Annotated in this window: 15 protein-coding genes; 6 read left to right on the forward strand and 9 right to left on the reverse strand. The window is 44.5% G+C overall.

Annotation, left to right across the window (positions count from 1 at the left end; translation table 11 throughout):
• Window positions 1–26: 26 nt before the first annotated feature.
• From AC19MV_RS01045 to AC19MV_RS01070, 6 genes are all read left to right on the forward strand, one after another.
• Entirely contained in the window at window positions 27–935 is a 909-nt protein-coding gene (locus tag AC19MV_RS01045) for a class I SAM-dependent methyltransferase (RefSeq protein WP_498305327.1), read from the forward strand.
• Between the two features lie 362 nt (window positions 936–1,297).
• On the forward strand, window positions 1,298–1,456 hold the full coding sequence (locus tag AC19MV_RS01050) for a periplasmic nitrate reductase, NapE protein (RefSeq protein WP_160053316.1): 159 nt from the start codon (window positions 1,298–1,300) through the stop codon (window positions 1,454–1,456).
• 43 nt (window positions 1,457–1,499) lie between these two features.
• Window positions 1,500–1,757 (forward strand): chaperone NapD, encoded by a 258-nt coding sequence (locus tag AC19MV_RS01055; protein WP_498305329.1) that lies wholly within the window; start codon window positions 1,500–1,502, stop codon window positions 1,755–1,757.
• A 2-nt stretch (window positions 1,758–1,759) separates the two neighbouring features.
• Window positions 1,760–4,249 carry a nitrate reductase catalytic subunit NapA gene (gene napA, locus AC19MV_RS01060; RefSeq protein ID WP_498305799.1) on the forward strand — a complete coding sequence of 830 codons (2,490 nt, stop codon included), beginning with the start codon at window positions 1,760–1,762 and terminating at the stop codon, window positions 4,247–4,249.
• A gap of 11 nt (window positions 4,250–4,260) precedes the next feature.
• On the forward strand, window positions 4,261–4,731 hold the full coding sequence (locus AC19MV_RS01065; protein ID WP_498297656.1) for a nitrate reductase cytochrome c-type subunit: 471 nt from the start codon (window positions 4,261–4,263) through the stop codon (window positions 4,729–4,731).
• A gap of 20 nt (window positions 4,732–4,751) precedes the next feature.
• Window positions 4,752–5,339, forward strand: a complete 588-nt coding sequence (locus tag AC19MV_RS01070) for a cytochrome c3 family protein (protein WP_432399847.1) — start codon at window positions 4,752–4,754, stop codon at window positions 5,337–5,339.
• A 113-nt stretch (window positions 5,340–5,452) separates the two neighbouring features.
• Here AC19MV_RS01070 and AC19MV_RS01075 read toward each other — a convergent pair whose 3' ends face one another.
• The 9 genes from AC19MV_RS01075 to AC19MV_RS01115 all read right to left on the reverse strand — a co-directional run bounded on the left by AC19MV_RS01075 (window position 5,453) and on the right by AC19MV_RS01115 (window position 21,641).
• Window positions 5,453–6,463: a D-alanine--D-alanine ligase gene (locus tag AC19MV_RS01075; RefSeq protein ID WP_432399816.1), complete on the reverse strand. Its 1,011-nt coding sequence runs from the start codon at window positions 6,461–6,463 to the stop codon at window positions 5,453–5,455.
• Window positions 6,464–6,662: 199 nt separating this feature from the next.
• The gene (locus AC19MV_RS01080) at window positions 6,663–7,019 is read right to left on the reverse strand and encodes a YkgJ family cysteine cluster protein (protein WP_432399815.1); all 357 of its coding nucleotides are present in this window, start codon (window positions 7,017–7,019) and stop codon (window positions 6,663–6,665) included.
• 157 nt (window positions 7,020–7,176) lie between these two features.
• Window positions 7,177–7,611, reverse strand: a complete 435-nt coding sequence (locus AC19MV_RS01085; RefSeq protein ID WP_498305331.1) for an excinuclease — start codon at window positions 7,609–7,611, stop codon at window positions 7,177–7,179.
• Between the two features lie 127 nt (window positions 7,612–7,738).
• Complete coding sequence (recD, locus tag AC19MV_RS01090) at window positions 7,739–9,904, reverse strand: exodeoxyribonuclease V subunit alpha (RefSeq protein ID WP_498305333.1); 2,166 nt, start codon at window positions 9,902–9,904, stop codon at window positions 7,739–7,741.
• Window positions 9,898–13,689 carry an exodeoxyribonuclease V subunit beta gene (gene recB / locus AC19MV_RS01095; protein ID WP_498305335.1) on the reverse strand — a complete coding sequence of 1,264 codons (3,792 nt, stop codon included), beginning with the start codon at window positions 13,687–13,689 and terminating at the stop codon, window positions 9,898–9,900. Before recB ends, recD begins: the two co-directional genes overlap by 7 nt.
• Window positions 13,686–17,426 carry an exodeoxyribonuclease V subunit gamma gene (recC, locus tag AC19MV_RS01100; protein ID WP_498305337.1) on the reverse strand — a complete coding sequence of 1,247 codons (3,741 nt, stop codon included), beginning with the start codon at window positions 17,424–17,426 and terminating at the stop codon, window positions 13,686–13,688. The genes recB and recC overlap by 4 nt, the downstream gene beginning before the upstream one ends.
• Before the next feature lie 136 nt (window positions 17,427–17,562).
• The gene (locus AC19MV_RS01105; RefSeq protein ID WP_498305339.1) at window positions 17,563–19,614 is read right to left on the reverse strand and encodes a transglutaminase TgpA family protein; all 2,052 of its coding nucleotides are present in this window, start codon (window positions 19,612–19,614) and stop codon (window positions 17,563–17,565) included.
• Window positions 19,614–20,708, reverse strand: coding sequence for a DUF58 domain-containing protein (locus AC19MV_RS01110; RefSeq protein WP_498305340.1), 1,095 nt, complete (start codon window positions 20,706–20,708; stop codon window positions 19,614–19,616). Before AC19MV_RS01110 ends, AC19MV_RS01105 begins: the two co-directional genes overlap by 1 nt.
• Before the next feature lie 21 nt (window positions 20,709–20,729).
• Window positions 20,730–21,641, reverse strand: coding sequence for an AAA family ATPase (locus tag AC19MV_RS01115; protein ID WP_432399806.1), 912 nt, complete (start codon window positions 21,639–21,641; stop codon window positions 20,730–20,732).
• Window positions 21,642–21,662: the final 21 nt, after the last annotated feature.

A 21,662-nucleotide genomic window follows, 5' to 3' on the forward strand; every position in this document is an offset into this window, starting at 1 on the left:
AGTCAATAGAGTAAGTAAGAGAGAGTATGAAGCGTTTTTTACAAGTGTTACCCAGTTTGACTGTTGGCGAAGATGTTTGCCGTTTATTTCATGGTCGTGGTGGTCTATTTGCTGGCGATGAGCATCTTTGTTTAGATTGGTATAAACCGGTATTACTGCTCACGAGCTTTAAAATGTTAGACGATGAGCAGCGTGATGAATTGGTGAGTGCCATTGTGGCGTTTTGGCAATCAACATACCCAAATCAGCCGCTTAATTTAGTCTATCAATATCGCCATGGTGGCCAAACCTTTAGCGACTTATTGTACGGTGAGGTGCCTGAGCAACACGTGGTGACTGAAAACGGCGCCCGCTTTTTGGTGCATTTACTGCGTGGCCAAAACCATGGCCTCTTTTTAGACATGGCCAATGGCCGTGCATGGGTTAAACAACATACTAAGCATAAAAAAGTGCTTAATTTGTTTGCTTACACGTGTGGTTTTTCGGTGGCTGCCTTGCAAGGTGGGGCTGATGAAGTGGTTAATATGGACATGAGCAAAGGGGCGTTAAGTATTGGTAAGCAAAACCATTTGCTCAACGATTTACCTGTTGGAGCCCGTTATTTAGGCCATGATATTTTTAAGTCCTGGGGCAAGCTAACAAAGTTAGGACCTTATGATTTAATTGTGGCAGATCCGCCAAGCAACCAACGTGGTAGTTTTGTGGCCACTAAAGATTATGAGCGTCTGTTAAAACGTTTACCAGATTTGTTAGCGCCGCAAGGGGAAGTGTTATTGTGCCTCAATGCGCCTGAGCTTGGTTGTGATTTTTTAATGCAACAAGTGGCTAATACTGCACCGCAATTGATCTATGTTGAGCGCATTGACAATCCAAGAGTATTTGCTGACATCGATGAGCAAAAATCACTCAAAGTATTGCGTTATCGTTTGAGCTAACAGTAAAACCATTTATTTTACAAAACCGACAGCGTTAAGGTGTCGGTTTTTTTATGGGCGTTTGTCTACTACAGTTCATTAACATCTTAACTGCGAAAGCAGAATTTAATTATGTTAGCAAAAGTTGATATTCATCAAATAACCGGTAAATAAGTCTTTATTTAATCGATATTTATGCTTAAGAACTTCGATCTAAATAATGATTTATCTAATTTGATGATCTAGATCATATAACCCTTAGTTTACCAATTTGTGAGTATATAGTTTGTTAATTGATAAACGGTAAAATTCTCCCGAGTCCTAATTAAGAAACAACAAATATAAGCTTATGTGTTGTTTTATCCCCCACTACTGGAGGGTCTATGAGTAAAGATACTACCAATTTGAAAGGCCTAGAGCTGAAGATATTCATCTTCTTAACCGTGTTTTTAGCGCCAATTTTATCTGTGTTACTGGTCAGTGCACTGGGTTTCAGTATTTGGTTTAGCCAAATACTGACAGGGCCTCCAGGCGCTGGTTAATCCATCAATCCAATAATTAAAATCATTAAATGAGAGTGATGTAATGAGCAATGAACTGCACGTAACCAGCCTAATTGTCCAAGTAAAACCTGAGAAAATGGCTGAAGTCAGACAGAAAATAATGGCCATCGAAAATGCTGAGTTGTCAGCTAATAATGACGTTAAGTTAGTGGTTGTCGTTGAAGGTCCGAGCCAACGATCGTTGATGGATGATATATCAACAATTAATGCCATTCCTGGTGTGTTGTCGGCCACCATGGTGTATCACCAAAGTGAAGTGCTAGAAGAAGGTGAAATATGAAAATGAATAGACGCGATTTTATGAAAGCCAATGCCGCTATCGCCGCGGCAAGTGTTGCAGGTTTAGCTTTACCGACTTCGGCAAGTAACCTGATCACTAGCTCTGAACAAACTAAACTCGAATGGAACAAAGCACCTTGTCGTTTTTGCGGCACAGGTTGTTCGGTTATGGTTGCCACCCGTGACGGCAAAGTGGTTGCTACCCATGGTGATGCGAAAAGTGAAGTGAACCGTGGTTTAAACTGCATTAAGGGTTACTTCTTATCTAAAATTATGTACGGTCGCGATCGTCTGCAAACCCCTATGTTGCGTATGACCGATGGTAAATACGACAAACATGGCGAATTTACCCCAATAAGCTGGGAAAAAGCCTTCGACACTATGGCTGAGCGCTGGAAAGCTACCATTAAAGCAAAAGGACCTACTGCTGTTGGTATGTTTGGTTCTGGTCAATGGACAGTATGGGAAGGCTACGCTGCGGTTAAGTTAATGAAAGCGGGCTTTGGTTCAAACAACATCGACCCTAACGCACGTCACTGTATGGCCTCTGCCGTGGGCGGCTTTATGCGAACCTTTGGTATTGATGAGCCAATGGGCTGCTATGACGATATGGAAGCGGCCGATGCGTTTGTGCTTTGGGGTTCAAACATGGCCGAGATGCACCCCATTTTATGGACTCGTATTACTGACCGTCGTTTAAGTGCACCGCACGTTAAAGTTGCGGTACTGTCTACCTTTGAGCATCGCTCATTTGACTTGGCTGATTTACCGATTGTATTTACGCCACAAACCGATTTAGCAATGCTTAACTTTATTGCCAACTACATTATCCAAAATGACAAAGTGAATAAAGACTTCATCAACAAGCACGTTAACTTCCGTAAGGGTACAACCGACATTGGTTATGGTTTACGTCCAACGCATCCATTAGAAATGAAAGCCAAAAACGTCGCGACCGCTGGCGACTCTACACCGATGGATTTCGACGAGTTTGCTAAATTTGTTGCTGATTATGATGTTGAGTCTGTGAGTAAGTTATCTGGCGTGCCAGAACACAAGCTTATCGAATTGGCAGAGCTTTATGCTGATCCAGATCGTAAAGTCACGTCATTCTGGACCATGGGCTTTAACCAACATACCCGCGGTGTGTGGTGTAACAACTTGATTTACAATATTCACTTATTAGTGGGTAAAATTTCTACGCCAGGTAACAGCCCATTCTCGTTAACTGGCCAGCCATCTGCTTGTGGTACCGCACGCGAAGTGGGGACATTCTCACATCGTTTACCTGCAGACATGGTAGTGACTAACCCTGAACACAGAAAACACGCAGAAGATATTTGGAAGATCCCAAGTGGCATTATTCCACCTAAACCTGGTTACCACGCTGTTGAGCAAAACCGTCGCTTAAAAGATGGCGATCTAAATTGCTACTGGGTTCAGGTCAATAATAATATCCAGGCCGGCGCCAACATTAACGAAGAAGGATTACCTGGTTACCGTAACCCAGAAAACTTCATCGTGGTGTCAGATGCATACCCAACCGTGACAACTCAAGCGGCTGACTTAATTTTACCAACAGCCATGTGGGTAGAAAAAGAAGGTGCTTACGGTAACGCCGAACGTCGTACTCAATTTTGGCATCAGATGGTTAAAGCTCCTGGTGAGTCACAGTCAGATTTGTGGCAGTTAATGGAGTTCTCTAAACGTTTCACCACTGATGAAGTGTGGCCAGCGGATGTATTAGCGGCTAATCCACAATTTAAAGGCAAAACCTTATTTGAGGTGCTTTACCAAAATGGCAATGTTGATAAATTCCCATTAAGCGATGCTGATCCTAAATATTTAAATGATGAAGCGAAGCACTTTGGTTTTTATGTGCAAAAAGGCTTGTTTGAAGAATACGCTACCTTTGGTCGCGGCCATGGTCACGACTTAGCAGACTTTGATGTTTACCATAAAGAGCATGGTTTACGTTGGCCTGTGGTTAACGGCAAAGAAACTAAATGGCGTTTCCGTGAAGGGTCTGATCCATACGTTAAAGCCGGTAAAGACTTTGAATTCTATGGCAAGCCAGATGGTCGTGCGGTTATTTTTGCATTGCCTTACGAGCCAGCAGCCGAAGAGCCAGATGAAGAATACGATATCTGGTTATCAACTGGTCGTGTACTCGAGCATTGGCATTCTGGTTCAATGACTCAACGTGTACCTGAACTGTATAAAGCTTTCCCTGATGCCGTGTGTTTTATGCATCCAGAAGATGCTAAAAAGCGTGGTTTGCGTCGCGGTGATGAGATTCGTGTAATTTCTCGTCGTGGTGAGATTAAAACTCGTGTTGAAACGCGTGGTCGCAACAAACCGCCAGTCGGCTTAGTGTTTGTACCTTGGTTTGATGCCAGTCAGCTCATTAATAAAGTCACGTTAGATGCGACAGATCCTTTGTCAAAGCAAACTGACTATAAGAAATGTGCCATTAAGATTGTAAAGGCTTAAGGAGACAGACCATGAAAACAGGTAAATTATTATCGATTATCGCGTTATTAGGGTTCTCTGTCAGCGTAATGGCGACCAGCGTACCTGAAGATAAAATCGACACATTGCGTTTAGCACCGATTAACGTTGAACCGACTCCGCCAGCCATGCAAGCGGTGATTAACACTGACGTTAAGCAAGTGCGTAACTATCCTATGCAGCCACCGGTAATTCCACATAAGATTGATGGTTATCAGATTGATCTTAAAGTGAATAAATGTATTCAGTGTCATGCACGTACTAGTACTGGCCATTCACAGGCACCGATGGTGAGCGTGACTCACTATATGGATCGTGACAATAACTTTTTGGCTGATTTATCACCACGTCGTTATTTCTGTACTCAGTGCCATGCACCGCAATTGGATGCGAAATTGTTAGTTGAAAATGACTTCGTTGACATTGATCACTTAATTAAAGCTAAAGCTGCGGTTAAGCACTAGGAGTCAATATGATAGCAAAACTGCTTGAACAACTAAAACTGGTATGGAAAATTCTGCTTCGTCCGAGTGTCCATTACAGTCTTGGCTTTTTGACCATCGGTGGCTTTATTGCGGGGGTTATTTTCTGGGGTGGTTTTAACACGGCTTTAGAATTAACTAACCGCGAAGAGTTTTGTATCGGTTGTCACGAAATGGAAAACAACGTTTACCAAGAGTTACAAACAACAATCCACTTTACTAACCGCAGTGGTGTGCGTGCAACGTGTCCTGACTGTCACGTACCGCACAACTGGACAGATAAAATTGCCCGTAAAATGCAAGCGTCTAAAGAAGTGTGGGGTAAGGTGTTTGGTACCATTAACACCCGTGAAAAGTTTGAGGCAAAGCGTCGCCATTTAGCCGAAAATGAATGGAACCGCCTTAAAGCCAATGACTCTTTAGAGTGTCGTAACTGTCATAACTTTGATTATATGGATTTTACCCGTCAGTCTAAGCGTGCATCGCAAATGCATTCAACGTCACTGGCTAGCGGCGAAAAAACCTGTATCGATTGTCATAAGGGGATTGCACATCAATTACCTGACATGGCGGGTGTAGAAGGGTTCTAAAGCTCAGTATTGTCATAAAATGAATAAGGCCAGCAATTTGCTGGCCTTATTTTTTTGTCTCGTTTACACATAAATAAACGTGTTTATCGCGCTTTTGTTGATGACAAAAGCTGTTACGACAAATCGACTTGCCTGCCAATCACATCAATTAAATACTCAGTGAAATCATGACCGTGATTTTGTAACATCTTCGGGAACATCGAAATCGGCGTCAGTCCCGGGAAGGTATTGATTTCATTTAATAGAATTTGATTATCTTGAGTTAAAAAGAAATCAATACGCGATAAATGACGCAGTTTCATGCCTTTAAAAGCTTTAATGGCATAGTCTCTAATTTGTTGGCTTAGCTCTGCTGTTAAATTATCTGCAACCACATCGGTGCGCGCTTTACTGTTTTTAGCGTATTTTTCTTCAAATGAGTAAAAGGTATTGCTGTCGCAAATAATCTCACCCGGTAAGGTTGCGACCACTTCACCTTGATATTCGTATACTGCCACTTCTAACTCGCGAGCATGAATGGTTTGCTCAACTACCACGTAAGGTGCGTAGCTAAAGGCATCTTTAAGCACCTTGGCAATATTGGCCTTCACATCGACTTTATAACAGCCTACAGACGAGCCTTGAGAGGCGGCTTTAACAAACACTGAGCCCCAAGTATCAAACGCCGTTTCAGTTTGCTTAATGGCATCATCGTCAAGTTGATGTAAAAAGATGTACGGCGTATTAGGTACGCCTAGGGCAGAAAACCACATTTTAGCGGTAATTTTGTTAAAGCAGTTACTTGAGGCTTCAGACTCACAGCCAAAGTAGGGAAGTTGGATTAAGTTAAAGTACGACTGAATATCGCCGGTTTCACCTGGGAACCCATGAATACAAGGAATAACATAATCAACAGACCATGCCGGAGTGTTGTTGTCTTCAAAACGGATTTCACGACGATTGGTTAAATCGCATAATTTACCGTCTTCAGTGTGGTAATGTCCGTGTTCGTCGAGTACTAATTTAAGTACCGAAAATTTATCTGACGTTGCCAGTGATGACTCAAAAAAACGTGCAGACATTAACGAAATATCGTGTTCTGCACCGCCACCGCCGCACAATAACAGCAGATTAATCTTTGGCATGCTTACTCCTGAAAACCAAAAAGAATTGGGTTAACACCTGATTCTGTTAACCCTAAAAAAGTAGTGCTTATGATAAAGACCGAAGCCCCTTAAGCGCAAGCCACCGTTAATAATATTTCAGCAAGTTTATTACTTTTTATCTCGTTTTTTTAAATTAGATTCAATGGTGATTAACACCATCAGTGCACAATAAAAAGGCTTAAATCCCAAACGCCTTGCGCTCAGATTCACATTCGTATTCGGCCATTTCAAATTCACGGCAAATCAGCGGTCGAACTTCGTAAATCGAACACATCATGGTGTCTCGATCTAGTGCTGCGCACCAACCGTCATCAAGCCGGCGCATGACTTCTCCGCCCCAATTATCTTTGGCTATATAGACTTTAGGCACACCGGTTTCGGTAATTAACATCACTTCTAAACGGCAGCAACACGCTTGGCAGTTTGAACAAGTTATTGGATTGTTGGTTTGTACCGATGAATGGCTAGCGTTGTCAGATTGAGACGACGTACTAGGGGCAATATCGGTAAACTTGGCAATAAGATTTGAAGGCATTAAAGGCTGCGGTTAACTATTTACACTAAGGATACCGTAAATTAGATTGGTTATCCTAATCGCTCACAAGAAAATAACCAATCAAACGATGATTGATGGTTTGATGGTTTGATGGTTATTTTTACTGTGTAAAATTAAAAAGCGCTAACGATAAAAATTAAAGTTTTACGACTTTACCGGTTAATGCGACACCAGCCATTAATGCGCCAGCTCCACATTGAAAAGTGTCATTACTGTTTGTAAGGTTATGTTTATAGTTTGATTTAATCTCTACCACCGCATTACCGCCTTCTTTTATTGCACGATCTTTTAAGGCTATCATTGCCGATAGAAACACCCAGTGGCAGGCCTCTAAATCGGTTTTATTAAAGGCATTGGTTTTTTTACTGGTGCTAAACTCACCCATTTTCTGCAAGGGTTCACTAAAAGCTTGATCACCAAAATAAAAATTAATATTGTTGCCAAGCTTATTTTTAGCGTGCTCAGAGCTCATGGCATCAGCTATAGAGTAGCTGCCAATATCATCGCGAGCAAAAGACGTTGCAGGCAATAAGCATAGTGCCAACGTCATGGCGGCTAAGGTGTTCTTCATGTGTAGTAAAGTCCTTTTAGTTAAAACTGTTAAATTACTTTCTTGCTCTTACGCCAAAAAAGTAACATTAAAGACGTTGAATTACACTTATCAAAAAGGATTATTTAAACATTAACGCATCATCATTTTAATCAACGTCTCCCCACAATCGCCAGGCTAAACCTGATGCGCGTGAGGTGGCTTGTTGGCTGGCTTTTTCAAATATGTTTGCGCTACCTAGGCAATAAAAATGGTTTTTGGCGCGGGTGATGGCGGTGTATACCAGCTCTTTAGTGAGTAACTGCCATTGGGCGATGCTAGGGCGTATGGGCAGCACAAAGCTGACTTTATCAAATTCGCTGCCCTGGCTTTTGTGTACTGTCATGGCGTAGCAAGTGTCGTGGCTTGGCAATCTGGCGGGCAACACTTTTAATAAGCTGCCATCTGCCATGACAAAATGGGCCATTAAGCGCTCTGGTTTATTACTGTCTTGTAAAATTAAGCCAATGTCACCATTGAATAAGCCTAGGTTGTAATCGTTACTTTGAATAATGATTGGTCTGCCGAGGTAAAACTCACCTTGAACATGGATTAATCGGGCTTGTTTTAAGCTTTCAGTCACCGCAATGTTGATGCCCTCAACGCCAAATTCACCGGCGCGCATGGCGCATAGAATACGGTATTGGTTAAAACTGTCGATAATGGCTTGTTCGCTGTGTGGTAACACAATTGGTGCATTTTGCTCTGGATCTGTGTGTTGCTCGCGGTCAGTTTGTCGCTGAGAGTATGCCAAAATTGCCTGTTGATTGGCGTTAACTTGCTGTAAATATTCACCATAAGCCTGTACCGACAGCGCCAGTAATTGCTGTTTACCCGCATTTTCACCTTGGGCATTTTGTTGGTGTTCATACCAATTCAGCTCGGCGTGTTGCTGGCGCCACACCTGACGGATAGCTGCTACGTTGGCCTGGTTGACGGCATTTGCGAGTAAGCCAATTCCGGCATCACCTTTAAAACGATGACTGTGCATTAACATGCATAAACTGTCGCCGATTTTAGGTTGTGGGTGAATAAATTGACTCACATCCTGGCCTGTCAATTGGCCAATTTGTTGCGCCTGGGCCTGGCTGTAACGCATTGACCACGGCGAAGACGCGGGTGAGGGCATATTGTCTTGCCCATGCTTTAAACCAATACAAATGTCGGCTAATACAGCGCCAGCTTCAACGGAGGCAAGCTGGTCTTGATCGCCCAGTAAAATCAAGCGGCCATGGGCGGGCAAGGCGCTGAGTAGCTTGTGCATCATAGGTAAATCGACCATAGAGGCTTCGTCGACTACTAATAAGTCGAGCCGTAATGGATTGTCTTGATGATGCCTAAATTGATGCGAGTTAGGAATAACGCCTAATAGCCGGTGCAGTGTTGAGGCTTCTTCTGGAATGTTGTTGAGCGCTTCAATTAGCACTGTTGCAATGCTTTGGTTGGCTAATTGGGTCAACTCTTTATGCAAACGCTGTTTTGAGGCTTTAATCGATTCACTTAGGCGTGCCGCAGCTTTACCGGTTGGCGCCACTAGGCGAATGGTTAAACTCGATTGGGTAAGCAGCAACAATAATAACTTGGTGACCGTGGTGGTTTTACCTGTACCCGGGCCGCCAGTGATTACCGCTAATGCGTTGATGAGCGCGGTTGCCGTGGCGATTTTTTGCCAATCGATAATAGCAGAATTATCCGTCTGTCCATTGGGAAATAAGCTGTCAATAAGCTGTGGCAATTGGCTTTGGCTTAAATCAATACTGATTTTCTGGCTGGCAAGCTGGGTCAGCTTATTGGCGACTTGGGTTTCAAAAAAGTGGTATTTATTAAGGTATAAACGGCCATACTCTAAAATTAATGGTTTATTGTCACCGGGTAAACCGACGGCATCAAACTGACTGATTTGCTCAATCAGTTGACTGTGGTTTAGGCTGATTTGGCAGTTAATTTGTGCATATTTGTGGCTGTCTTCTGCCATTGGGTTGGTTAAATTAATTTGATCTATAACCAAACAGCTGTGCTGATTAGACAGCTGCTGACTCAATAACGCACACACTAACAAAAACAGCGATGTTGAACTGTTATCTGGCTGTAATGGCTGTTGCACGTTTTCAGTATTAGCAGCTGTGTTCTGTACAGAAGCGTCAGCCGATACTTGAGCTGGCATAGATTCAATACTGGCCAGCTCAAGAGCAAAATGGCGGTCAAGTGGGGTTAATAAGCGCTGTTGTTGCCATTGTTTAAGCAATAAGTCGATAGGTTGACTGAGCATTAGCATGTTGGCGTCTCCAAAACAGCGTGAGTCGCATCGCCATTAAATAGGCTGTCGAGTTGCTCAATTAACGCTTGTGGTGGTTTGTCAAAAAACACGCCGCTGCCAGGGTGTTCTGGGCTCATGCCGCGTAAAAATAAGTAATAGCAGCCGCCTAGATGTTGCTGGTAATTATAGCCGGGTAGGCGTAAGCGTAAATAACGATGCAATGCCAGGGTATACAAGATGTACTGCAAGTTATAGCGGTGGCTATTAATGGCTTGTGCCATGGCGCTTTCGCTATAGTCGCTAAACTTGTCGCCAAGGTGGTTAGACTTATAATCGGCAATATAATAGCGGCCCTTGTGCTCAAAGGTTAAATCGATAAAGCCTTTTAACATGCCTTGCAAGGTGTCAAAGTCGAGCCCGGCGACATAGCCGTGTTGCTGTAAAATATGGTTTAACTGCTGCGCTTGTAAGGTGGAAATAGGCAGATAAAACTCCATTTCGACACTGGTTTGTTTTGGCGGCAATTGCATTAGACTAATGGCATCTGAGTCATTGTGAACTGATTGATGCTTGGCTAACGGTGTGGCTAAAATATGCTGATACCACAGGCTTAACGGTTCAAACCATAATGTTTCATCAAAACCATATTGTTTCATGGCTTTTTGCAGTGCGCCGGCAAGTTCGGTGTCTGCTTGGGTAAAATCAAACAACTCTAATACCAAATGCATAAAGCTACCGGCGTTAGCGCCTCGCTCAAAGCTAAAGCGGTCGAGTTGTGGTTCAATGAGTTCGTCATCTTGTAACTGCAATTGCAGTAGCTCATCGCTAAAGTCTTCATCATCAGCACCCGGAGCGACGCGCTCATGGGGCAAGTGTTTCACGAGGCCTGAGTAACTGCCGACTCGCCAGGCTAAACTTGGCTTACGCGTGACCTCTTTAGCGCTTAAGTGCATATCGCTGTCATCTATGCTGGCCAATGCCGAGGTATCAATGTTGTCGCTTATTTGGCTTACGCTGATGGCATCAATTGTGGCGATTTTGTCGACCTGCGCTTTGATTAAACTAAACTCAGTATGCTTGTCGATAATCCCCAGTAAATAGCCAATTCCGGTTTCGTGCAGTTGGCTGCTGATGCCCGCTTTGAGCTGGCGACTTTGATTGGCAATGTATAAATAACACACATAAATCGGTCGGGTTAAGGCCACGTACAATAAGCGCAAATCTTCGGCGAGGGTTTCTTGTTTAAGCTGTTCCCAACCTTCATCGGTAGCGTCTATGTCCCACACTAGTTGCTCATTTTGGTGATACAACATCGGTGATGGTCGTCGGCTGTTGTTTCTGGCGAGGCTAATAAACGGCACAAAACACACCGGGTATTCAAGCCCCTTACTTTTGTGGATCGTCACAATTTGTACCAGGTTTTGCTCACTCTCTAGGCGCAACTGTTGCTCATCGCCACCTTGAGTGTCGATGAGTTGTTGCTCATACCAATTGATTAAAGCGCTACTGCCATCAAGCTCAGTGGCTTTTTGCTGGAGTAACTCGGCTAAATGCCTAAAGTCGGTAAGGCGGCGCTCGCCCGAACCTTTACTGTTTGCTGCCGTGTCAGTGTCGTCAGTATCGTTAATGTGTTCGCTTTTAAGCTGTTCTGCTTGCGACAGATAACGGTGGATTAATTGGGTTTCGCTAGCAAAGTTAAGCAGCGCTGGCATCACGCCGCGTTTAAGCCATAACTCGTGCCAGTGAATAAATTGATTGAGCACTTGCTGGCGCTGTTCTTCATCCTGGTTAAATTGATGAATTTGCAGCGCGCTGTAACCCACTAACTCAGTAGCGAGGGCGGCACGGATGGCTCGCTCATCTTTTGGGGTGGCGAGGGCGTACAACAACAGCGCCATTTCGCGCGCTTCTAGGGTATTAAACACACTGTCGCGACTTAAAAATACTGCGCCAATTTTTCGTGCTGATAGCTCAGCTTTCATCACCGCGGCTTCGTTACGGTCGCGCACTAACACGGCAATGTGTTTTGCTATGAGTGGTTGAGATTGCGCTTTGTTGTTAATGGTGCACAACCCTTGCTGCGCTTCGGTTAATAAGCGTTTTATTTCACTGGCGGCATCGGCGGCAAGTATTTGTCTGGCTGTGGTTTTATTTAAGCCAAGCTCACTGTCTTCGGCGAGTAATTTAATCCGTAACGCGCTAGGGTCTGTTGTCGCTTCAGTTAACACTTTATGAGCGGATGCTGGTGGCGTATTGACTTGGTCGTAAGGGATTTCATCACTAATAAACGGATTGCTGTGCTGACTAAATAATTGATTGACGCCGTTAACTAACTTGGTCGATGAGCGATAGTTTGTCTCTAAATTATAGTGCGCTTGTGTTTGTTGTCTAGCGGCAATATAGGTGTAAATATCGGCACCGCGAAAGGCATAAATGGCTTGCTTAGGGTCGCCAATCATTAACAAACTGAGCTTGCCTGTTTGCTGGCTGTTTGCTTGGTTATCCAAAGCTTGTTCAGGGCTGTTTGCATCAACTTGCTCAGGGCTGTTCTCTGCCACAAGTTCAAGTTGGGAGGCCAGTGGTTGCTGGTAGACCTGGTTAAAAATAGTAAATTGCAGCGGATCGGTATCTTGGAACTCATCAATTAATGCCACCGGAAATCGCTTGGCTATTGCCTGGCCCAAGGTGTGCGGATTTTGGCTTAACGCCATGGCTAAACTGAGTAGCAAATCATCGGGCGTCATTAAGTTGCGTTGCTGCTTTTGCCCGGCAAAACGCTGGCGGATCCCTTCACGAGCGCGCACTAAAAATGACGGAATTAATTGATTAATGAGCTCAAGTAACTTGTCGATATGTTCAAGTAAGGGCGCTTCAGCTGCGCTGGGTACTACACCGCCTTTGTTGAGCTTAAGGTCAGATAATGCAATTTGTTCTAAGGCTTTAATCGGCGGCAATCCCTGGCCGAATGTTGCCCAGTTGCTTATGTCGTCAAACACCTTGGCAAGCTTGGGGTAACCATCACTTGCTTTACCAAAACGTTGGCCGTTGAGTGGCAGTTTATGCAGTAATGTTAAGGTTTGCTCGTGCTGAGATTTCCACAGTAAGCTAAAGCGATTTAGGCTTACGCTCAACTCTGAACTGAGTTTATCAAAGGCCATTGGTTGGTTTGATAATTGAGCCTGGCTGGCGCCAAGTAATGGCCGTAAATTTTGTGCCAGGGCATCGGGCTCGGCAAATTTATCGCTAATGGCTTCTGCTAAAAAAGGCGGCAGCGGATAACAGACTTCACGCCAAAAATCGCGCACGGCGTGATGTAAAAATTCGCTGTCATCAAGGGTAAACTCTGACTCAAACAAGAGTGAGGATTCAAAAGCCATGTCGGATAAAATACGCTGACAAAAACCATGAATAGTAAAAATGGCGGCTTCGTCTAACGATTTTAACGCTAAATCTAGGCGGCGAAGCGCGATAGGGCGCTCATCTTCGCTAATGTCTTGATATAGCTGTTCAATAAACGGATCGTCAATCGCTAAACCTAAAAAACGCTTAAACGCTAAGTTGATACGTTTGCGGATCCTGTCGCGCAGTTCTTCGGTTGCGGCATTGGTAAAGGTTACTACCAAAATTTGCTCACAACTCAGTGGTGAATTGCCGCCATGACCGAGTAATAAACGTAAGTACAAACCCGATATCGTGTAGGTTTTGCCCGTACCTGCGCTGGCCTCAATTAAGCTTGAACCTGCAAAAGGCAGAGTTAGAGCATTTAACGCACTGACTTTATTATCGCGGGTGGCTAACGTCATTCTTGAGTTCCAGAAGCCTTCGGGGCAATCGATTTTACAACATTTTTCGAGGTGCTTTCAGAGACAAAGCTTTCAAGTTCTGCCAATTTATCTTTGTGATACAGGCTTATCATGGGCTGTAATAAATGTTCGACCAGTTGGCCAAAACCTTCCTGGCTAAAATCATCGGGGAAGTTAAATAAACGCTGATTATGCGGGTCAAAGGCTTCGCCAAATTGGGTTTGGCCATCGTCCCATTTCGCTTCGGCTTTAAGCAGTTTATCTTCGTGCTCACCTTCAGCTTCTGCGTAAGCAAAGGCGGTTTTAGGCATAAAGCACAGTGGTTGGCGCTGGCCTTGAATAAAGCACACAATAAAGCGCATCAGTTGTTCGCGGGCTTGTTCGGCGGTTATTGGCGCAAAAGCGTGAAAGTGGCCAATGTCGAGTAAGTAACTGTAGCCTTGTTTGGCTTTATGTTGCGCAGTTGGCACTACTTGATCTGCCATGGCATTAAGGCATAAGTGACGCAAATATACTCTAATGAAGTCGCGGCCATGAGCGGTGCCCGGGCGATAATTAACTAAACCTTTTGGCAAGATATCGTCTATGCGGCCAACCAAATTAACCCGAATTTTTGAGGCGTTATCTTCAGTGGCTGACTCGAGATTTAAGTCGAAATTAAGGTCGACATTCACCGTATGCATCGGTTGCTCGTCTTGCAAAAACTGCACTCGGTTAATCAATGGCACAATGTCGCGCTGATATTGCGCTAACAAGATATTATCAAACGGTGCCATCGGTAGCTCACCACTGGCTTTAAGGCGGTTAATCAGCGCGTCGTTAGGCACACTCAGTTTATTATCGATGGCATTATCTATCATCGATAATTGCAATATAAAGCGCTCTAATGCATTGAGACTGAATGGTTCATCGTTATCGTCTGCTTGAATATCTAATGATAAATCCACCTTCAAACTGCGATTAAAAAAGAACTGGGCTGGATTTCGGTAAAAGCGGATTAGCGATGACAGCTCTAATTCGACCACTTTAATGCCTTGGTTATCAATATGAGTATGGGCAAACACTTCGTCGGCTTGCTCGGCTGATAATGGCAATGGTTGATCGAAAAATGGCATACTAATCGTTCCTTGTTTAGCGGGTGGACACCACTGTGAATTATAGCTTTGCTGTAGTGGGTTGTTGCTGCGGTTTATGCGAAATAATTTAGCATCAAACGGTTGTAATGGCTGTGCTTGGATCAGCTGCTGTAACACGTGATTGTCGGCGTCATCATTACTGACATCATGACCTTGTTCAAGCTGATGCTTAAGAGTAGAGGGTAAATAGCTTAATTGGCAATATTCAATTAATTCAGAGACCAACATCGAGGCTATACGCTCGGCATTGTCACGTTCGCTGTGGCCAATATAACTTATATACAGTTGTTGTCTGGCTGATAAGAGTGCTTCTAAAAATAAGTATCTGTCGTCTAAACGGCGTGAACGGTCGCCTTTTTTAGGGCCAAAGTGAGCCATTAAATCAAAACCAACAGGATGTTGCACTCGAGGGTATACGCCATCGTTCATGCCTAATAAGCACACGACGTTAAATGGAATTGAGCGCATTGGCATTAAGGTACAAAAGTTAATGCTGCCGGCAAGGTAGCGTTGGCCAACACGAGACTCGGTAAGGCGTTGGTTAAACCATTGCTTTAATACTTCAATATTGACCTGACCTTGATGTCCGGCGCTTTCAAGCTCGGTTTCTAATACGACCAAGGCGTCACGTATTGCTTGTATTTGCTCGCGTTCGTCATCATTGGTGTCGTAACAGTCTGCCAATAATTGCTGTAATTGGGCCAAGCGTTGCTGAGTGCTAAAGTCGCCGGCGAATAAGCTGTAGTAGGTGTCGATGGTTTCTAAAAAGTTGAGTAATTTACCTAGCGCTTGTGAAGACTGCCCCTCAATACCTTGTACAGTTAAGGTGTCTCGATATATCTCCGCCTGGTCGTTAAACGCATAACCTAAGATTAAGCGTTTAATGCCAAATGCCCATGAGTTTTGCGCAAAGGACGCCACGCCTAATTGGCTGCGGGTATCTTGATCGCGGCCCCAGCGAACATTGGCCTGATCTAACCAACGACGGATAAGCGAGAGTTCGTCATCATCGAGATCGAAACGGCGTAAAATAGCCGGCACCTCTAAAATACTGACAATCTCAGTTAAGCCAAAGCGGCTCTGATTGATATTAAGTAACGTTAAAAAGCTATTAATAAGCGGTGACTCTTGCGCTGCGCCGCGATCGGCAATGGCGTAGGGCAGGTAGTAGTCGCCTTTTTGTGGATTGGTGTCGGCAAAGTATTGGCTGTTTGCTGTGCCAAATACGGCGTCGATAAACGGCGCATATGCTGCGACATCTGGCATCATCACCACAATATCTTTAGGGCGTAAATTACTGTCACTAGACAACAACTCAAGCAAATGATCGTGCAGGGTTTCAACTTCTCTTAAGGCACTGTGACAACTGCGAAGGGTAATTGAATTGTCGTTAGTGTGGAGTTCTCTTCTGGCGCCCAAGTCTAAGTAAATATCAGCATCTGGCCCTAATGGTTGCCCTAGGGTTTCCATTTGTAAAATGTCGTACTGCACACCATGCAGTAAGTTGTCTGGTGTGGGTTCAACATAACAGTCGTAGCCAAAGTCGGTGTGCTCGGGCGGCAAACTGAGCATTAAATCGAGTAATTCGCGACCCATTTGACCATTGTTGGCCAGTAAAGGGTTACCCACTTCAAGCTTGTCTTCCCAGTCCTGATCGAGTTGTTTTTTGTTAGCATATTGCAGTGCCATGCGCGCTCTGGCTTTGGGCTCGATGATGTCGCCCCAATAATGCTGACACGGGCTTAGCGACAACATAATCACGTCAATTCTTGAGGCTAAATGGTAAAGCACCTCAAGGGTTTGTGGCGGCATGGATGAAATACCAAACACATATAAGCGTTCAGGTAACATGGATAAATCGGTGGCGGGGTTTATCAACGCGGCTAGTAAATCGGCGTGTAAATTAGCGCGATGATAATGGCTGGCTTGTAGTTGGTGGCGATTATAATCGACCAGCGCGCGCCACAATATAGGTTGCCAGCGTTGATTGTCATCGAGTTCTAGTTGGCTATTGATTTGGCTCAGAGGCAGGTTTTGCTCCCAGGCTAAAATCCACTCAGGGCGATACACCAAATATTGGTCAAAAATATCGGCAATACGGCCACATAATTGAAATAACTTAATCGCCTCATGAGCTGTGTCGTTAGTTTGCAGTGTGTGGCTGGTTTTACTGGCACCTTTGGCACTACTTGTCGCTTCGAGATCGATGACTAACGCGTCGTTCAGATTGTTGTCTGGGCTGATCTGCGGGCTTAAATATTGCTTTAATGGGCTAAAGTCGCTGTTGTCTAGCAAACTTGGCAATAAATCCATTAATTTCCAGGTCATTGCCGCTTTAGTAAACGCGTTATCTTTTGGCACGTTAGGCAGCAAGTCATGGCATAGCTGCCAGGTAAAACTCGATGGCAGCGGAAAGGTCAGCGCCGCCGCAATGCCATTGTGCCTGGCCACTTCTAATCGTAACCAGGTCGACATTCCGGGACTTTGCACCAGAATATGTTCACCGCTCAATACACTCAGGCTATCGGAGCTAATCGCCAGCAGTTTTGCTAGTTGTTGCGATAACACTTCCATTTGATTTGATTGAATTAAGGTAAGCATGAGCCACTCGCTGATTCGACATTAATTCATTCTATGGACTCTAGAGAACTTCATCAATCAAAACTATGCTTATTGATAATATAGCCTGCTGTTTGCTGAACAAATGTGCATAGTTTTACTCAACTTATGCAGTGGATCAACTGCGCAATAAACGTAGGCGTAATTTACGGTATAAGCGCATAAATTGCTGTTGTTGTTGCTGGCTTTGCTCTGGTGTCAGCGGTTGATATTTGAGTGCCATAAAGGCCCGGCTTAATGCGTTAAAGTCGGCCGCTAAACGTGGATGCTTGTCACTGAGACGTGCCACTACATCGTTAGCGTAATCTTGTGGTGCCTGGCCTTGTGGGCGAGGTATACCTCGTTTAGCTAAACGCTGACACACCAACTGATAGCGTTTGTTCAGCGGATCTTGCAAGGTATTTTGAGTAAATAATCCAGCATAGTAACCAATTACTAAGGCAATGATGATAAAGCTAAAAATCATCATTAAGGCAATTTTACTGCTGGTGACTTCCCCTAATAGTTTTGATAACACCTGCTGTTTTCGGTCTTCATCAAAGCCCAGTACCCATACACTCCAATAGTAATCGAGGCTCGAGAGTTGCTGGTGTAAATCGTTAAGCCAGGGGTATTGCTTCATTTTTAAGGCGCTAAAAGGGCTGTCTTGAAGGTAGCTACTTTGGCTGTCGAATGTGGCATCAAAACCATCTAAAATGCGTTGTGGTGCAATCATGGCGGTTGGGTCAAAACGCTGCCAGCCTTGGCCTTCTAACCACACTTCTGTCCATGCATGGGCCATGTATTGATAAATGCTGTAATAGCCTGCTTGAGGATTGTATTCGCCGCCTTGATAACCGGTCACCATACGGGCAGGCAAGCCGCTTGCGCGGGCCATAAACACTAATGCCGAGGCGTAATGTGCACAAAATCCGGCGCGGTTTTCAAATAAAAAGTCATCAATTTGCTGCTCGCCCACAGTCGGTGGGCTTAACGTGTAGTAATAAGCTTGCTCGGCAAAGTAATTCATCATGGCGTTCATCCGCGCTTGTGGCTCGGGATAATCTTGCGCAAATTTGTGTGCCAAGGCTTGGGTTTTAAGATTACTGTTGGGTGGCAATGCCAAATTTAATTTTTTGGTATTGTCTTTTAACGTTAGCTCCATGACATTGTCTGGATAAGAAGTCACGCGATAACTCATACGCTGATCAACCGGCCTGAGAGAATATAAGCGGTAGTCTGGGAGTTCAACTATTTGGCTGTTGTCGCTAAAGGCTTCGTCGAGACCATATAACCATTTTTGATGGCTTGGCTCGCTAATCACCACGTATTCAATTTTACGGTTTTGTCCCGTTATTACGGCTTTATCACGTTGTGGTTTTTGAAAATAAGCTTGGCGCTGTATGTTTTTAATGCTCGGGTCCTGGCGCCATGTTTTACCGTCATAGTTTTCCATCACTAAGGTACGCCAGTACAAATCTTGATTGGCAGGGCCTAGGGTTGTGCCGTCTGGGTTGTCAAAACCGACGCGAAAAGCCAACTCTGCTGAGCGGGTGAGTTTATTAATATCGCCAAAAGACATTTCATCAGACAAGCCTGTGGTGGCCGATTTCATGTTGGGCACCATCCACAATGGGCCCAAGCGTGGAAATACGATAAACAATAATATGGCTAACGGTAAGCTGTGAAGCACCAACTTAACGCTAAAACCAAGGTTGGCTATTTTGTTGGATTTGTCTTGGTATACGCTGATTAAAATGCTGGTGTTAATCACGACCACGGCTAACAAGTGCAAGGTATTAAGCATGCCTTGTTGGTCGAGTAAGGTAAGAGCAATTAAGAAATACCCCACTAGCACAATGGCTTTTACATCTCGCTGTTCACGCATTTCGATGTATTTAAGGGCATAACCTAAAATCAATAAGTTCACTAATGCGTTCAATAAACCAATTTCAGATGAGACTAAGGCGAGGGTCGTTGCCGCGCCGATGGCTAGTGATGTCACTAATAACTTGGGCGGAGCCGCCACTTTACCCAGGTAAATACCGACTCGCCAAACAAAACAAATAGCACAAATGCCGATGCTCCACAGCGTGGCTTGTTCATACAGCGGGCTTAATACGGCAACATTCGTTACTAATAACCAAAACAAGGTATTACGGCTGATGATGGCGTCAAAGTTATCTTTCATTATGTCGCCTCTGCATCGATGTTAGCTGAGCCTGAGGTAAAGTCAGGATTGATGCTGGCATAACCTTGATAGGTGGCAATAGCCGTTTGGCAGGCTATACGGTGAGCTTCACCTGTGTGTTGGTTTATCACAGTTTGCCCAAGTACGAGGCCAAAAATTTGCTGTGTTTGACTGAGTTTATCGACTTGCCAGGCTAAACGACTAAGTTGCTGCTCTATATCTTTGCCATTGGTATTGGCCAAGGTTAACCACACGGGTAGGCCTTCTGGCTCGGCAAACTCTTTTGAAAGCATGCCTTTATCTTGGGCCCATTGTTTCCACGCGACTTGTTTAAGGGATTCTCCCGGAACATAAGCGCGTAGGCCTTTGTAATCATCCACCCCAGGTCGTAATTTGCCATGTTCATATTGGCTGTCGCTGTCACTCACTTGGCTAGAGAGCACAATGTCACTGGCTTCGGGTTTGGCAAAAATCACATGATGAATATCAAGGTCTATGTACGACCAGGCGCGGCATAACCCTAGGGGAAAATTGGATGACACTTTAATGCGACCGGGATTTAAGTGCCCACGTTTGGGATGCTCAAACGGTACGGTCGCTATCGATTGCTGCTCCATGTGTTTTAAGCGCACATGGCGCTGGTGGCTAAACTGCAAACAGATTTGTTGATGAGTGGTGTCTTTATGTTTGTTGCGTGTGTTGCCGGTTAACATGATAGGAAAAGGTGTGCTATCGCCTGCATAGGCTATGGGCGGATTGACGGCATTAAAGCTGAGGCCTGCAAGGTTTTTGTAGCTGTAAATAATGCAGGTGTGAAACACACTGGCTAGCAGTAAACTTAAGCCAATCACCAAGTTGTTTTGATAGTTTGTGCCAAACAAGTACAGCAGCACAATTAGCCCCATCCAAAACACACCAAAGCCGCTGGGTAAAATAAAAATACTGCGATGGCTTAAGGTGATGTGTTTTTGCGGCGGTAAACGCCTGGTTAGCCAACGATCCCAACGTTTAGTCATTGACGCTGGAATAAGGCGTTGCAGCCACGACGGTTTGCTATAACCTGACTGAGCTTTGTTGGCGTTATGTTTGCTCATGTTAACGGTTGCCCCTTGGCGTTAGCGAATAGGGTTAACGCTAGCAAGGATAGTGTCAGACAATGCTTGACCCTGAAACTGACTGCTGCTGCGAATACGATGTTCTGCAACCGAAGCAAATACCGCTTGAATGTCTTCTGGTACCACATATTGACGTTGATTAATAAACGCCCATGCTTTTGCGGCTTGCAACAGTGCAATACTGGCCCTTGGCGATAAACCGCTGGCAACATCGTGCTGGCGTGAAAAATCGACTAAGGCGATAAGGTAATTAAGTACCGCATCCGACGCCGACACTTGTGCCACTTGTTGTTGAAGTAATAACAACTCTTGTGGCGTGATACATTGAGCCAACGCTGCTTGTTTAGTGGCTTGAGTGTGGGTTTTTAGCATGGCCAATTCGGCGTCATGACTTGGGTAACCAATCGAAATCCGCATCATAAAACGATCAAGCTGTGATTCTGGTAGCGGAAAAGTACCGGCTTGATCTAACGGGTTTTGGGTGGCGATGACAAAAAACGGTGAACTTAAGTGATGAGTAATACCATCGATAGTGATTTGTTGCTCAGCCATAGCTTCAAGCAGGGCGCTTTGGGTTTTTGGGCTGGCACGGTTGATTTCATCGGCAAGTAGCATTTGGTTAAATACCGGCCCTTTATGAAACACAAACTGTTGCTGCTCTTTACTGTAAATTGACACGCCAAGAATGTCAGCAGGCAGCATGTCGCTGGTAAACTGGATACGCTGATAACTCATGCCTAAACTGCTGGCAATGCCTTGAGATAAGCTAGTTTTCCCCATGCCAGGCAAGTCTTCAATCAGTAAGTGACCTTTGGCAAGGATACAGGCAACCGCGAGCTTAATTTGTTCAGGTTTACCTAATAATACTTTACCAAGCTGTGAGATTAAGGTTTCGATAGTTGATTGCGACACGAACGCTCCCAGTGTATTAAC

The organism is Shewanella sp. MF05913 (assembly GCF_059758095.1).

What these genes read in the sequence shown, in the direction of transcription:
- AC19MV_RS01045 (WP_498305327.1), top strand. Translation starts at nt 27, where the DNA reads ATGAAGCGTTTTTTACAAGTGTTACCCAGTTTGACTGTTGGCGAAGAT.
- AC19MV_RS01050 (WP_160053316.1), top strand. Translation starts at nt 1,298, where the DNA reads ATGAGTAAAGATACTACCAATTTGAAAGGCCTAGAGCTGAAGATATTC.
- AC19MV_RS01055 (WP_498305329.1), top strand. Translation starts at nt 1,500, where the DNA reads ATGAGCAATGAACTGCACGTAACCAGCCTAATTGTCCAAGTAAAACCT.
- napA (WP_498305799.1), top strand. Translation starts at nt 1,760, where the DNA reads ATGAATAGACGCGATTTTATGAAAGCCAATGCCGCTATCGCCGCGGCA.
- AC19MV_RS01065 (WP_498297656.1), top strand. Translation starts at nt 4,261, where the DNA reads ATGAAAACAGGTAAATTATTATCGATTATCGCGTTATTAGGGTTCTCT.
- AC19MV_RS01075 (WP_432399816.1), bottom strand. Translation starts at nt 6,463, where the DNA reads ATGCCAAAGATTAATCTGCTGTTATTGTGCGGCGGTGGCGGTGCAGAA.
- AC19MV_RS01080 (WP_432399815.1), bottom strand. Translation starts at nt 7,019, where the DNA reads ATGCCTTCAAATCTTATTGCCAAGTTTACCGATATTGCCCCTAGTACG.
- AC19MV_RS01085 (WP_498305331.1), bottom strand. Translation starts at nt 7,611, where the DNA reads ATGAAGAACACCTTAGCCGCCATGACGTTGGCACTATGCTTATTGCCT.
- recD (WP_498305333.1), bottom strand. Translation starts at nt 9,904, where the DNA reads ATGCTAATGCTCAGTCAACCTATCGACTTATTGCTTAAACAATGGCAA.
- recB (WP_498305335.1), bottom strand. Translation starts at nt 13,689, where the DNA reads ATGACGTTAGCCACCCGCGATAATAAAGTCAGTGCGTTAAATGCTCTA.
- recC (WP_498305337.1), bottom strand. Translation starts at nt 17,426, where the DNA reads ATGCTTACCTTAATTCAATCAAATCAAATGGAAGTGTTATCGCAACAA.
- AC19MV_RS01105 (WP_498305339.1), bottom strand. Translation starts at nt 19,614, where the DNA reads ATGAAAGATAACTTTGACGCCATCATCAGCCGTAATACCTTGTTTTGG.
- AC19MV_RS01110 (WP_498305340.1), bottom strand. Translation starts at nt 20,708, where the DNA reads ATGAGCAAACATAACGCCAACAAAGCTCAGTCAGGTTATAGCAAACCG.